We start from the raw sequence: 13,854 nt of genomic DNA, 5'->3' as shown, positions 1-13,854 counted from the left end.
GGTGTCCGGTGCGTGCTCTCGGCGTGCCGGCCGGATGCCCGCGTACTGGACGTACTTGGGCTTTCGGCCGGTGCGGCGAGAGTGCGTGCCGGGCACCGCGACGCCACGGACCTCCGTCAGACACCCCCTAGTAGCCTGGCCCCATGTCAGCGATCCGGCTTCTCGTCCTCGGTGCCGTCCGCCAGCACGGGCGGGCGCACGGGTACCAGGTGCGCAACGACCTCGAGTACTGGGGCGCGCACGAGTGGTCCAACACCAAGCCCGGATCGATCTACCACGCGCTCAAGCAGATGGCGAAGCAGGGGGTCCTGCACGCGCACGAGGTGGCGCCCAGCGCCGCCGGCGGGCCTCCGCGCACCGAGTACGAGGTCACGGAGGCGGGGCGCGCGGAGTACTTCAGGCTGCTGCGCGAGGCCTTGGCCGCGTACGGCCAGAAGACGGACGTGCTGTCCGCGGCGATCGGCTTCATGGTCGATCTGCCGCGGGCCGAGGTGCTGGAGCTGCTCCGCGAGCGGCTGGCGAAGCTGGCGGGCTGGCGGTCGTCGGTGACGGACTACTACACGCCCGAGGGCGGGCCGGGGCAGCTGGGCCACATCGGCGAGATCATGCACATGTGGGTCCACACCGCGGACGCCGAGGCGGAGTGGACGCGCGGCCTCATCGCCCGGATCGAGGGGGGCGCGTACTCCTTCGCGGGCGAGGGCGGCGAGCCGTTCGTCGGGGTGCTGGCGGACGGCGAGGAGAACCCGTTCGCCCAGTCCGGCTCCTGACGCCCGCCCTTTTTTCTCATCAAGTTTGACTACCGGGCAACCGGGCATTACCTTGCAGGCTGCTATTCAAGTTTGACTAGTAAGGAGCCCCTCGCGTTGGCGATCTCCCTCGAAGGTGTCCACAAGCGGTACGGCGACAAGCACGCCCTGGCCGGGCTCGATCTGGAGGTGGCCCCCGGCACGGTCCAGGCGGTACTCGGCCCCAACGGGGCCGGCAAGACCACGGCCGTCCGGATCATGAGCACCCTGCTGCGCCCCGACGAGGGCGTGGTGCGGGTGGCGGGCCACGACGTACGGACCGGCGCGGCGGCCGTCCGCTCCCGGATCGGGCTGCTCGGCCAGCACGCGGCCCTCGACGAGGAACTGGACGGACGGCAGAACCTCGAGATGTTCGGCCGCCTGTACCACCTGGGCGCGCGCCGCGCCGCACTGCGGGCGCAGGAGCTGATGGACCGCTTCGGCCTCGCGGACACCGGCCGCAAGCCCGTGAAGAAGTACAGCGGCGGCATGCGGCGCCGCCTCGACCTCGCCGCGTCCTTGATCACCGACCCGGAGGTGCTGTTCCTGGACGAGCCGACCACCGGACTGGACCCGCGCGGCCGCGCCGAGGTGTGGAGCGCGGTCCGCTCCCTGGTCGGCGGCGGCACGACCGTCCTGCTGACCACGCAGTACCTGGAGGAGGCCGACCAGCTCGCCGACCGCATCGCGCTGATCGACGGGGGCCGGGTGGCGCGCGAGGGCACGGCCGACGAGCTGAAGGCCCTGGTCGGGGCGGACCGGATCGTCGTCGTCCTGCGCGACGCGGCGCGGCTGGCGCAGGCGGCGGCGCTGCTCCCGGACCCGTCGGTGGACCGGGACTCCGCGACGCTCAGCTTCCCGGTGGAGGACCGGATGGCGGGCCTGGCCCTGGCCCTGCGGGCGCTGCAGGACGCCGGGATCGAGGCGGAGGACCTGGTGGTCCGGCGGCCCACGCTGGACGAGGTCTTCCTGCACCTGACGGAGAAGAAGGAGGTGGCGGCATGAGTGCGACGTGGGTGGTCACGGACTCCTGGACGATGACCCGGCGCGAGCTGGCGCACTGGGCGCGGCAGCCCGTACAGGTGGTGGTCGGACTGGTCTTCCCGGTGATGCTGCTGCTGATGTTCGGCTTCCTGGTGGGCGGCGGCCGCGGGATCGAGGGGGAGTACGTCGAGTTCCTGGTGCCCGGGATGTTCGCGCTGACCATGGCCTTCGGGCTGGAGTCGACCATGACGGCCGTCACCCGGGACCTGGAGAAGGGGGTGATCGACCGCTTCCGCGCCATGCCGATGTCCTCCTCGGCGGTCCTGGTCGGCCGCAGCATCGCCGACATGATCCAGTCGGCGGTGGGCCTCGTGGTCCTGGCGGGGGTCGGGCTGCTGCTCGGCTGGCGCTGGCACGGCTCGGCGGCGGCCGCGCTGGCGGCCTTCGCGTTGCTCCTCCTGCTGCGGTTCGCGATGCTGTGGATCGGGATCCACCTGGGCATGGTCGCGGGCCGGCCCGAGATGGTGCAGGCGGTGCAGATCCTGGTGTGGCCCGTGGGCTTCCTGTCCAACGCCTTCGCCACTCCGGAGTCGATGCCGGGCTGGCTGGGGGCGGTGGTCGAGTGGAACCCGATGTCGGCGACGGCGACGGCGGTCCGCGACCTGTTCGGCAACCCGGCGGCGGCCTCCGCGCCGGCCTCGCCGTCCTGGGCCTTCGAGCACGCCGGCCTGCTCGCCGTCGGGTGGCCGCTCCTGCTGCTGGCGGTCTTCTTCCCGCTGGCGGTGGCCCGCTTCCGGGGCCTGAGCAGATAGCCGCACGGGCGGGCTTGCACCTCACGCGGCGTGAGGACCCACAGTGAAGGGCGTACCCCACCAGACACCGAGGAGGGAAGCGGACATGGGCTACTCCGTGGGACAGGTCGCCGGATTCGCCGGAGTCACGGTGCGCACCCTGCACCACTACGACGAGATCGGCCTGCTCTCTCCGAGCGGCCGCAGCCACGCGGGTCACCGTCGCTACGACGACGCCGACCTGGACCGGCTGCAGCGGATCCTGTTCTACCGGGAGCTCGGCTTCCCCCTCGACGAGGTCGCGGTCCTGCTGGACGACCCGGACACGGATCCGCGGGAGCACCTGCGCCGGCAGCACGCCCTGCTGACCGACCGGATCGACCGGCTCCAGCAGATGGCCAAGGCCGTTGAGCACGCCATGGAGGCGAAGAAGATGGGCATCAACCTCACGCCCGAGGAAAAGTTCGAGGTCTTCGGCGATTTCGACCCGGACGAGCACGCCGCGGAGGCCGAGCGCCGCTGGGGCGACACGGACGCGTACAAGGAGTCGGCCCGCCGCACGGCCTCGTACACCAAGGAGGACTGGCAGCGGATCCAGGCCCAGGAGCGGGACATCACCCGCCGGTTCGCCGCCCTGCTGGACTCCGGCACGCCCGCGGAGTCCGAGGAGGCCATGGACCTCGCGGAGGAGCACCGCGGCTGGATCAACGGCAGCTACTACTTCTGCACGTACGAGATCCACACCTGTCTCGGTGAGATGTACGTCGCGGACGAGCGGTTCACGGCGCACTACGACGTGGTCCGGCCGGGCCTGGCGGTGTTCGTACGCGACGCGATCCTCGCCAACGCCGTGCGCAAGGCGTAGGAAACCGTCACGCACCCGACCCCGTCCGGTCCCTGGAACCGGGCGGGGTCCGTGTGCGTTGATAATTGAGACCGCCCGCCCCGCAGCACGCCCCCTCATCCAGGAGAGTCCGGAACCCGTGTACACGATCGCGCTCGGCCCTGAGTGGCTGTCCCCGGACTATCTGATCTCGCACTTCGGCCTGATCGGCATCCTGGTCATCGTCTTCGCGGAGTCGGGACTCTTCGCGTTCCTGCCCGGCGACTCGCTGCTGTTCACGGCAGGCCTGCTGGTCGCCGACGGGCAGTACATCAAGCAGCCGCTGTGGCTGGTCTGCACGCTGATCGTGGCCGCCGCGATCATCGGTGACCAGGTCGGCTACATGATCGGCAAGTTCTTCGGGCCGAAGCTGTTCAACCGCCCGAACTCCAAGCTCTTCAAGCGGGAGAACCTGGACAAGGCCCACGAGTTCATGGACCGGCACGGCCCCAAGGCCATCGTCCTGGCCCGCTTCGTGCCGATCATCCGCACCTTCGCGCCGATGGTCGCGGGCGCCGGCTCGATGAGGTACCGCACCTTCCTGACCTACAACATCATCGGTGGCATCGGCTGGGGCGCGGGCGTCACCGTCGCGGGCTACTGGCTCGGCCAGATCGAGTTCATCAAGACCAACATCGAGCCCATCCTGGTGGGCATCGTCCTGATCTCGGTGATCCCGGTGGTCTTCGAGGTGCTGAAGGCCCGCAAGGAGAACAGGGCGGCGGCCGCCGAGGCCCCGCTCGAGGCCGAGGTCCAGACCCCGGGCCAGCGCGGCCGCCACGCCAAGCGCTAGCCCGTCGCATCGCAGCCGCCCGTACGACCGGTACGGCCCGTAACGCCCCGGAGGCCCCCGCAAGGGTCCCGGGGCGTTCGTGTGCCCGTCAGAAGCCGCGGGTCCGCTTGGCCGCGCGGCGCTTGGCGGCGCTGGCGGCGCCCGGGATCCGCATGAACAGGCGGGAGGCCTCGGAGCCCAGGTTGACGCCGATCGCGATGGCGAGGGCGATGGCCGCGGCGTTCACGAGGGAGGCCAGGCCCTCGTTCAGCCGGTCCTCGGCGATCAGCAGCAGCCCGTAGTACGTCGCCGAACCGGGCAGCAGCGGCCCGATGGCCGCCGTCGTGTACGGCAGGGCGGAGGCGAAGCGGTAGCGGGAGAAGAGCTGCCCGAACAGGCCGACCAGCCCGGCGGCGATGGCGGTGGACGGCACGGGCGGGATGCCGCCCGCGTAGTGCAGGGCGCCGAAGGTCACCCAGGCGACCCCGCCGTTGAGGGTCACGATCCACACGCTGGACCGCTCCTGCTGGAGCAGGATCGCGAAGGTGAACACCAGCACCATCGAGGCCGCGATCTGGACCAGCGGCCGCTGCTGGATCTGGAGGACCTCCTCCGGCCGCGGGGATGCCTCGAACTGCAGGCCCACGTAGAGCACGGCCAGCACGCCCATGATGATGCCGATGAAGAGGTACATGACCTCCAGCAGCCGGGCGGAGGCGGTGATGTAGAAGCCCGTCAGCCCGTCCTGTACGCCCGCGACCAGGGCCCGCCCGGGCAGCAGCGCGAAGAGCCCGCCGGTGATCACGGCGGAGGCCTTGACGTCGATCCCCGTCATGTTGAGCGCCACCCCGATCGCGGCCGGCGGCATCGCGGCGACCACGAACTGGTAGAACTCCGGCAGCCCGCGCCCGGCGCACAGCCAGGCCAGCCGGTCGCCGAGGACCGCCCCGAGGGCCGCCGCGATGAAGACCAGCACCCCGCCGCCGACCAGCGTGGAGGCGGCCCCGGCGAGCAGTCCGGCGGCGCAGGTGAGCATCCAGCCCGGGTACGGGTGGCGGTTGCGGCGGATCTCGGCGAGGCGCCGGTAGGCCTCCTCCAGCGAGACGTCGATCTCGGGGGCGCTGATGTCGTCCACCAGCCGGAACACGGCGGCGAGCCGGTTGTAGTCGGTGCCGCGGCGGCGCACGGTCCGGTTCGCCGACACCGGGTCGTCCACGAGCGAGGGCTGGTGGGTGATCGACAGCATGGTGAAGGTGACGGTGGGCTCGCAGCGGTCCAGCCCGTAGGAGCGGGCCACCGCGAACATGGCCGCCTCGACGTCCTCGGCGCCCTCGCCGCCCGCGAGCAGCAGCTCGCCGATGCGCAGGGTCAGGTCGAGCACGCGGCCCACGGCGGGCCCGGTCTCGGTCGGCCGCTGCACCAGGTCCGGTACCGGCCGCACGTCGACCGGCATGCGCAGCATCGTGCGCATCCGGTCCTGCCAGGGGGACTCCTTCATCCGGGCGACGGGGAAGCCCTGGCCGGGGGTGTAGGCGGGCGGGGAGTGCGCGGCGCTGTAGGTGGCCGGGGTCGCGAAGGCCGAGCCCTCGGGCTCGGGCGGCACCGGCTCGGTACCCGCAGGGAGCGCGAACTCCGAGGTGGGCTGTTCGTCCTCCGGTATCCCGGGCTCCATGCCGGGCGGCGGCGTGAAGGCGCTGTGCGCCTCGTCGGACTGGGGCTTCCTGTCCTCGGCCCCGTCGGCCTCCGCCACACGTCCTCCACTCAGTGATCACCGGCGGTATCAGTATGCGGAACCGTTTCCTCCCCGGCCAAAGCAGGCGGTGGGCGCAGCCCTGCGGGGCCCTGCGGAGCCCCGGGTCCGGGCGCAGCCCGGTTCCGGAACGCGACAGCGGGCGGCACCCCGCCGGGGGGTACCGCCCGCTGCCATGCCAAGGGGGCCGGGGGAACCCCCGCCGACCCTCCCCCAGACTCCGTCCGGGGAGCCCCACACCGGCGGAGCCTAGTGGTGGCCGCCCTGGGCCTCGAGGCGCTTGTACGAGGCCTCGATCTCGGCCTCGGCCTCGGTGCGGCCGACCCAGTTCGCGCCCTCGACGGACTTGCCCGGCTCCAGGTCCTTGTAGACCTCGAAGAAGTGCTGGATCTCCAGGCGGTCGAACTCCGACACGTGGTGGATGTCGCGCAGGTGCTCGACACGCGGGTCCGAGGCCGGCACGCACAGCAGCTTGTCGTCGCCGCCCGCCTCGTCCGTCATGCGGAACATGCCGATGGCGCGGCACTTGATCAGGCAGCCCGGGAAGGTCGGCTCGTCAAGGATGACCAGCGCGTCCAGCGGGTCGCCGTCCTCGCCGAGGGTGTTCTCGACGAAGCCGTAGTCGGCCGGGTAGCTGGTCGAGGTGAAGAGGCGACGGTCCAGACGGATCCGGCCGGTCTCGTGGTCCACCTCGTACTTGTTCCGCGAACCCTTGGGGATCTCGATGGTGACGTCGAACTCCACGTCCTGCTCCTCCATGATCAGCTTCAGCAGTCTGGATCGCTTCGAGACTGCATTTGATTCAATACGCGCGCGTCCGGCCCAGCCCAGCCGGGTGGGGTGCCATGCTCGCGGCAAGACGCAGTGGTTAAGTGTCCCTCACGCATATGTGTGATCGCGAAAGGGGCTGGTCCGAGGTGCCATTGATCAAGACGTGGCAGCTCGTCGCGGGCTCGGCCGTCGCCGGTCTCGCCCTGTCGGCGGCAGTGGTGACCGCCGCCGGTCCGTGGGACTCCGGCCAGCGTAAGGCCGAGCGGGACAGGGTTGCCTCCCGGAGCCTCACGGGTGGTGCAGATCACGGTGGCGGGTCCGCTGCCGGAACCTTCCCGCAGGCCGCCCCCAGCGCCCCCGGGGTGCTCGGCGCGATCGGACCCGGCGCCCCGCGCCCGGCGGCGGCCGCCGCCTCCGAGGGCCTCGCCGCCGCGCTGGGGCCGCTGCTCGCCGACCCCGCGCTCGGCACCGCCCGTACCGCCTCCGTGGTCGACACCGCCACCGGGGAGGTGCTGTACGAGTCGGGCGCGCGGGACGCGATGACGCCCGCCTCCACCATCAAGATCGCCACCGCCGCGGCCGCGCTGGCCGCCCTCGGGCCCGAGCACCGGATCCGGACCGCCGTCGTGCCCGGCGCCGCGCCGGGACAGATCCTCCTCGTCGGCGGCGGCGACCCCTCCCTCACCGCCAGGAAGAAGAACCCGGCCGGATCGGGCGGCAGCCTCGTCGCCCTCGCCGCCGACACCGCCCAGGCCCTCAAGGCCGCCGGCACCGGCAGCGTGGCCCTGGGCTACGACGACAGCCTCTACACCGGCCCGGTCCGCCACCCGATCGGCGACAACAACCCCAATATCGCGCCCGTCACCGCCCTGATGGCGGACGAGGGGCGCTCCGACGATTCCATCTCGGGGCCCGTGGAGCGCACCGGCGACCCCTCCGGGGACGCCGCCCGCTCCTTCGCCGCCCTGCTGACCGAGCGCGGCATCAAGGTCACCGGCGAACCCGCCCGGGCCAAGGCGCCCGACGGCGCGCAGCCCCTGGCGGCCACCCTCTCCGCCCCGCTGGCGGGCCTGGTCGAGCGGATGCTCACCCACAGCGACAACGACATCGCCGAGGCCCTCGCCCGGCAGACCGCCCTCGCCTCCGGCCGGCCCGCCAGCTTCGAAGGCGGCGAGAAGGCCGTCACCGACCGGCTCGCCGCCCTCGGCGTCGACGTCGCCGGCTCCCGCTTCGCCGACGGCAGCGGCCTGAACCGCGCCGACAAGGTCAGCACCGGCCTCCTGGCGGGCCTGCTCGCCAAGGCCGCCGACCCGCAGCGGCCCGAACTGCGGCCCGTCCTCACCGGACTGCCCGTCGCCGGATTCACCGGGACCCTGCGCGCCCGCAACGCCGGCAGCTCCCCGGCCGCCGGCCTGATCCGCGCCAAGACGGGCACCCTGACGGGCGTGAACTCCCTGGCGGGCACCGTCGTCGACCGCTCCGGCCGGCTCCTCGCCTTCGCCTTCCTGACCGCGGGCAGTCAGGACGGCGCGGCCGCCGAGAAGGGCCTCGACAAGCTGGCCGCCGCGGTCGCCGCCACGTCCTAGCGGAGGAGCCCGCAGCGGCCCCGGTGGGGAAGCGCCGTGCGCGCGGCGCCCGGCCGCCCGCGCTCCGGCAGGACGACGCCGCTTCGGACTCTGCCCTCAGGGGGTCCGCCCGGGGGCTGGTCCACGTACGGTTGACGCATGACGAGCATCGGTGGTGCGGAGATGGTCGACTGGAACCTCGCGGTGGCGACCGCGACCCGGCTGGTGCGGCCCGGCCCGGAGGTCAGCCGGGACGAGGCCCGGGCCGTCGTCGCGGAGCTGCGCGGACACGCCAGGACCTCGGAACGGCACGTACGGGAGTTCACCCGGATGGCCCATGCGCTCCCCGGAGGGGCGCCGGTCAACGACACCCCCGTCCTGGTCGTCGACCGGGCCGGCTGGGTCAAGGCCAACGTGGCCGGCTTCCGTGAGCTGCTCCAGCCGCTCCTCGGCAAGTTGCAGGACCGGCGCGCGGGCACCCCCGGCGCGGCCGTCCTCGGCGCGGTCGGCGGCAAGGTCACCGGCGTCGAGCTGGGCATGCTGCTGAGCTTCCTGGCCTCCCGGGTCCTCGGCCAGTACGAGACCTTCGCGCCGGCCTCCCGCGAGCTGCCCGGCTCCGCCACGGGGGGCGGCCGGCTGCTGCTCGTCGCCCCGAACATCGTGCACGTCGAGCGCGAGCTGGAGGTGCACCCGCACGACTTCCGGCTGTGGGTCTGCCTGCACGAGGAGACGCACCGTACCCAGTTCACGGCCGTCCCGTGGCTCCGCGACCACCTCGAAGGCGAAATCCAGACGTTCCTCGGCGCCACCGAAGTGGATCCGGTGACCGTCCTGGAACGGCTGCGCGAGGCCGCCCAGTCCTTCGCGGGAGCCCGCCCCGACGCCGAGCGGGGCGAGGAGGGACGCTCCCTCGTGGAGATCGTGCAGACCCCCGAGCAGCGGGAGGTGCTGGGCCGGCTCACCGCCGTCATGTCCTTGCTGGAGGGCCACGCCGACTTCGTGATGGACGGGGTCGGCCCCCAGGTGGTGCCCTCGGTCGCCGAGATCCGCGAGAAGTTCCAGCAGCGCAGGGCCAGCGGCGCCGGCCGCCTCGATGCCGCCCTGCGCAAGCTCCTGGGCCTCGACGCCAAGCTGCGCCAGTACCGCGACGGCGAGCGCTTCGTGCGCGCCGTCGTCGGCCAGGTCGGCATGGACGGCTTCAACCGGGTGTGGACCTCTCCGAACACACTGCCGACCAAGGCCGAGATCGCCAAGCCCGCGGACTGGGTGGCCCGCGTCCACCGCAAGGGGAGCGAAGAGAGCGAATAGGCGTGACGGAGGGGGCGTAAACATGTCTCCTTGGGGGAAGCAGCATCACCCGTCCGAGGGACCGTGGGCCGTGGAAGGGCGTGCGATGCTCGGGGAACGGCTCGGCTCTGTCACCATCGACGCACTCTGAGTGACAACCCCCGCCCTGCGGGGGGGGCGCCCGGCAGCACCCCTGACGCACCACCACCTGACGCTCCACCCCCCGAAGCCTCCGAGGCATCCGAACTCCATCGAAGGGCACCGGACATGGGTCCCCATCCTGCGGTCGCGGCGATACGCCTGGCGGTCCGCCGCGCACTCCACGACGTCCTCACCGACCTCACCGACCTCCCCCGGACCCCGTCCGCGGGTACTCCCTCGGCCGGCCCCCGCCCCCCGGCCGGCACCCTGCCGCTCGTCCTCGTCGCCTGCTCCGGCGGCGCCGACTCGATGGCCCTCGCCTCCGCCCTGGCCTTCGAGGCGCCCAAGCTCGGCATCCGGGCCGGCGGCATCACCGTGGACCACGGGCTCCAGCCCGGCTCCGACCTCCGCGCCGCCGAGGTCGTCGTCCGCATGACCGCCCTCGGCCTCGACCCGGTGGAGTCCGTCGCCGTGCGCGTCGGCCGCGACGGCGGTCCCGAGGCCGCGGCCCGCGACGCCCGTTACGGCGCCCTGGACGAGGCCGCCGACCGGCTGGGCGCCTCCGCCGTGCTGCTCGGCCACACGCGTGACGATCAAGCCGAAACCGTCCTGCTGGGTCTCGCCCGCGGCTCCGGCATCCGCTCGCTCTCCGGCATGGCCGAGGTCAGCGGAGGTCCCGGCCGCAGCCACCGCTACCGCCGCCCCTTCCTCCAGGTCGACCGGCAGACCGCCCGCAAGGCCTGCATGGTCCAGTCCCTCCCCGTCTGGGACGACCCGCACAACGCCGACCCCGCCTACACCCGCTCCCGCCTGCGCCACGAGGGACTGCCCGCCCTGGAGAAGGCGCTGGGCAAGGGAGTCGTCGAGGCGCTGGCCCGCACCGCCCAGCTGTCGCGCGACGACGCCGACGCGCTGGACGCCTGGGCCGCCGAGGCGGAGACCGGCGTACGGGACGAGGACGGCCGCCTGGAGTGCGCCAAGCTGTACGCCCTGCCCCCGGCCGTCCGCCGCCGAGTGCTGCGCAGGGCCGTGGTCGCCGCCGGTTCTCCCGCGGGCTCCCTCTTCGCCCGGCACATCGAGGAAGTCGACCGCCTCATCACCGGATGGCGCGGTCAGGGCGCCATCAACCTGCCCGGCCGGGTCGAGGCCCAGCGGCAGGGTGGCAGACTTGTCATCCGGCAGGGCTGATTGGTGCTGAAACACGGCTGAGTCCTCCGGGGGCACCCCCGGAGCCCCGGCCGCCAACGAAAGTGATGCGGGTGGACGAGAAGGACATGGGCGGCGACCTCCAGTCGGTGCTCATCACCAAGGAAGAGATCGACGCGAAGCTGGCCGAGCTGGCCGCGAAGATCGACGCGGAGTACGCGGGCAAGGACCTGCTCATCGTCGGCGTCCTCAAGGGCGCGGTGATGGTGATGGCGGACCTGGCGCGTGCCTTGTCCACCCCGCTCACCATGGACTGGATGGCGGTGTCCTCGTACGGCGCCGGGACCCAGTCCTCCGGCGTGGTGCGGATCCTCAAGGACCTGGACACCGACATCAAGGACAAGCACGTCCTGATCGTCGAGGACATCATCGACTCCGGTCTGACGCTGTCCTGGCTGCTGTCGAACCTGGGCTCGCGCCAGCCGGCCTCCCTCGAGGTCGTCACGCTGCTGCGCAAGCCCGACGCCGCGAAGGTCGCGATCGACGTGAAGTGGGTCGGCTTCGACATCCCGAACGAGTTCGTCGTCGGATACGGCCTCGACTACGCGGAGAAGTACCGCAACCTGCCGTTCGTCGGCACGCTCGCCCCGCACGTCTACGGCGGCTGACCCCGCTCCCGCCCGCGCCCCGGAAGCTCCGGGGAACCTGGGGGCGATTCCCGCCGTTGGAGCAGGGGAAGGCGGGTCTGTCAGCCGTCCCATGGGGCCGCGGGTGACAATACAGAGGTACATTCCGAAGAACAGTCTTTACTCACAGCAGCATTTACCTACGGGCAGGAGGGACGGGGTGCTTTGCGCCCCGTATGGATGGACGTGAAGCGATACTTCCGTGGGCCGGTCATGTGGATCGTGCTGGCCGTCCTCGCCGTGGTCGTGTTGATGAATGTCGTCGGCTCCGGCGGCGGCTTCAAGTCGGTGGACACCAGCGAGGTCGTCAAGGCGATCAACAGTGGCCAGGTGGAGACAGCGAAGCTGACCACCGGCGACAGCCAGATGATCAAGATCGAGCTGAGCGAAGGCCAGAAGCTCGGCAAGCACGACGGCACCAAGTTCCAGGCCAACTACATCGGGGATCAGGGCGTCCAGCTCGCCCAGAACCTCCAGACCAAGTACGAAGCCGGTCAGATTCCGGACGGGTACTCCGTCACCCCGGACAAGACCAGCCCGTTCCTGAGCGTGCTGCTCTCGCTCCTGCCCTTCGTCCTCATCGTCGTTGTCTTCCTGTTCCTGATGAACCAGATGCAGGGCGGCGGCTCCCGGGTCATGAACTTCGGGAAGTCCAAGGCCAAGCTCATCACCAAGGACACCCCGAAGACGACGTTCGCCGATGTCGCGGGCTCCGACGAGGCCGTCGAGGAACTCCACGAGATCAAGGAGTTCCTCCAGGAGCCGGCGAAGTTCCAGGCCGTCGGCGCCAAGATCCCCAAGGGTGTGCTGCTGTACGGCCCGCCCGGCACCGGCAAGACCCTGCTCGCGCGCGCCGTCGCGGGCGAGGCCGGTGTGCCCTTCTACTCGATCTCCGGTTCCGACTTCGTCGAGATGTTCGTCGGTGTCGGTGCCTCGCGTGTCCGCGACCTGTTCGAGCAGGCCAAGGCCAACGCGCCGGCGATCGTCTTCGTCGACGAGATCGACGCCGTCGGCCGGCACCGCGGTGCGGGCCTCGGCGGCGGTCACGACGAGCGCGAGCAGACCCTGAACCAGCTGCTGGTCGAGATGGACGGCTTCGACGTGAAGGGCGGGGTCATCCTGATCGCCGCCACGAACCGTCCCGACATCCTCGACCCGGCGCTCCTGCGCCCCGGCCGCTTCGACCGGCAGATCGCGGTCGACCGGCCGGACATGCAGGGCCGTCTGGAGATCCTCAAGGTCCACCAGAAGGGCAAGCCGGTCGCGCCGGACGTCGACCTGGGTGCCGTCGCCCGCCGCACGCCCGGCTTCACGGGTGCCGATCTCTCCAACGTCCTGAACGAGGCCGCGCTCCTCACGGCCCGCTCGGACAAGAAGCTGATCGACAACCACTCGCTGGACGAGGCGATCGACCGCGTCGTGGCGGGTCCGCAGAAGCGGACCCGGATCATGTCCGACCGGGAAAAGAAGATCACCGCGTACCACGAGGGCGGACACGCCCTGGTCGCGGCGGCCTCGCCGAACTCGGACCCGGTCCACAAGATCACGATCCTGTCCCGCGGCCGGGCCCTGGGCTACACCATGGTCCTGCCCGACGAGGACAAGTACTCGACCACGCGCAACGAGATGCTCGACCAGCTGGCGTACATGCTGGGCGGGCGCGCGGCCGAGGAGCTGGTCTTCCACGACCCGACGACGGGCGCGGCGAACGACATCGAGAAGGCCACCGCCACGGCGCGGGCCATGGTCACGCAGTACGGCATGACCGAGCGTCTCGGTGCGATCAAGTTCGGCGGCGACAACACCGAGCCGTTCCTGGGGCGCGAGATGGCGCACCCGCGGGACTACTCGGAAGAGGTCGCGGCGCTGGTCGACGAAGAGGTCAAGAAGCTCATCGAGACCGCGCACAACGAGGCCTGGGAGATCCTCGTCGAGAACCGTGACGTCCTCGACAACCTGGTCCTCGCGCTGCTGGAGAAGGAGACGCTGAACAAGGAGCAGATCGCCGAGATCTTCTCGACGATCGTGAAGCGTCCGGCCCGCCCCGCGTGGACCGGTTCCTCCCGCCGCACCCCCTCCACCCGTCCGCCGGTGCTCTCTCCCAAGGAGCTCCAGCTGACGAACTCGGCGAACGGCACGTCGGCGGCCACCGCCGTCACGCCGGTCGCCACGGAGAAGGGCATCGAGGTGGCCCCGGAGGACCGCCCCGAAGCCTGATCCACCCGGAATGGAAGCCGCGCCCCCCAGGTTCTAGCCTGGGGGGCGCGGCACTTTTACAGGAACGAGGAAG

Annotated in this window: 11 protein-coding genes and 1 pseudogene; 10 read left to right on the top strand and 2 right to left on the bottom strand. The window is 71.5% G+C overall.

Annotated features, from left to right (window positions below; all coding sequences use genetic code 11):
• The first annotated feature begins 143 nt into the window (after positions 1 to 143).
• From ACZ6I1_RS31150 to ACZ6I1_RS31130, 5 genes and pseudogenes are all read left to right on the top strand, one after another.
• Positions 144 to 770, top strand: coding sequence for a PadR family transcriptional regulator (locus ACZ6I1_RS31150; RefSeq protein ID WP_469292244.1), 627 nt, complete (start codon positions 144 to 146; stop codon positions 768 to 770).
• Positions 771 to 866: 96 nt separating this feature from the next.
• Positions 867 to 1,793, top strand: coding sequence for an ATP-binding cassette domain-containing protein (locus tag ACZ6I1_RS31145; protein ID WP_469292243.1), 927 nt, complete (start codon positions 867 to 869; stop codon positions 1,791 to 1,793).
• Entirely contained in the window at positions 1,790 to 2,584 is a 795-nt protein-coding gene (locus ACZ6I1_RS31140; RefSeq protein WP_469292242.1) for an ABC transporter permease, read from the top strand. The genes ACZ6I1_RS31145 and ACZ6I1_RS31140 overlap by 4 nt, the downstream gene beginning before the upstream one ends.
• Positions 2,585 to 2,669: 85 nt before the next feature.
• The gene (locus ACZ6I1_RS31135) at positions 2,670 to 3,428 is read left to right on the top strand and encodes a MerR family transcriptional regulator (RefSeq protein ID WP_469292241.1); all 759 of its coding nucleotides are present in this window, start codon (positions 2,670 to 2,672) and stop codon (positions 3,426 to 3,428) included.
• A gap of 118 nt (positions 3,429 to 3,546) precedes the next feature.
• Positions 3,547 to 4,203: pseudogene (locus ACZ6I1_RS31130) on the top strand (VTT domain-containing protein); the annotation flags it as partial.
• 124 nt (positions 4,204 to 4,327) lie between these two features.
• Here ACZ6I1_RS31130 and ACZ6I1_RS31125 read toward each other — a convergent pair.
• Together ACZ6I1_RS31125 and ACZ6I1_RS31120 are read right to left on the bottom strand one after the other, a co-directional pair.
• Complete coding sequence (locus ACZ6I1_RS31125; protein WP_469292240.1) at positions 4,328 to 5,968, bottom strand: threonine/serine exporter family protein; 1,641 nt, start codon at positions 5,966 to 5,968, stop codon at positions 4,328 to 4,330.
• Between the two features lie 249 nt (positions 5,969 to 6,217).
• Complete coding sequence (locus tag ACZ6I1_RS31120; RefSeq protein WP_008742522.1) at positions 6,218 to 6,712, bottom strand: inorganic diphosphatase; 495 nt, start codon at positions 6,710 to 6,712, stop codon at positions 6,218 to 6,220.
• A gap of 173 nt (positions 6,713 to 6,885) precedes the next feature.
• Here ACZ6I1_RS31120 and dacB point away from each other — a divergent pair, with 173 nt between their 5' ends.
• The 5 genes from dacB to ftsH all read left to right on the top strand — a co-directional run bounded on the left by dacB (position 6,886) and on the right by ftsH (position 13,781).
• Positions 6,886 to 8,325, top strand: a complete 1,440-nt coding sequence (dacB, locus tag ACZ6I1_RS31115; protein ID WP_469292239.1) for a D-alanyl-D-alanine carboxypeptidase/D-alanyl-D-alanine endopeptidase — start codon at positions 6,886 to 6,888, stop codon at positions 8,323 to 8,325.
• A gap of 138 nt (positions 8,326 to 8,463) precedes the next feature.
• Entirely contained in the window at positions 8,464 to 9,612 is a 1,149-nt protein-coding gene (locus ACZ6I1_RS31110) for a zinc-dependent metalloprotease (RefSeq protein WP_469292238.1), read from the top strand.
• A 246-nt stretch (positions 9,613 to 9,858) separates the two neighbouring features.
• Positions 9,859 to 10,920: a tRNA lysidine(34) synthetase TilS gene (gene tilS, locus ACZ6I1_RS31105; protein WP_469292237.1), complete on the top strand. Its 1,062-nt coding sequence runs from the start codon at positions 9,859 to 9,861 to the stop codon at positions 10,918 to 10,920.
• Between the two features lie 65 nt (positions 10,921 to 10,985).
• Positions 10,986 to 11,546 carry a hypoxanthine phosphoribosyltransferase gene (gene hpt / locus ACZ6I1_RS31100; protein WP_362394741.1) on the top strand — a complete coding sequence of 187 codons (561 nt, stop codon included), beginning with the start codon at positions 10,986 to 10,988 and terminating at the stop codon, positions 11,544 to 11,546.
• Between the two features lie 198 nt (positions 11,547 to 11,744).
• Entirely contained in the window at positions 11,745 to 13,781 is a 2,037-nt protein-coding gene (gene ftsH, locus ACZ6I1_RS31095; RefSeq protein WP_469292236.1) for an ATP-dependent zinc metalloprotease FtsH, read from the top strand.
• Positions 13,782 to 13,854 lie beyond the last annotated feature (73 nt).

It is taken from the genome of Streptomyces sp. NPDC046303 (assembly GCF_055588085.1).
This window is presented reverse-complemented; position numbering and strand designations above follow the sequence as displayed.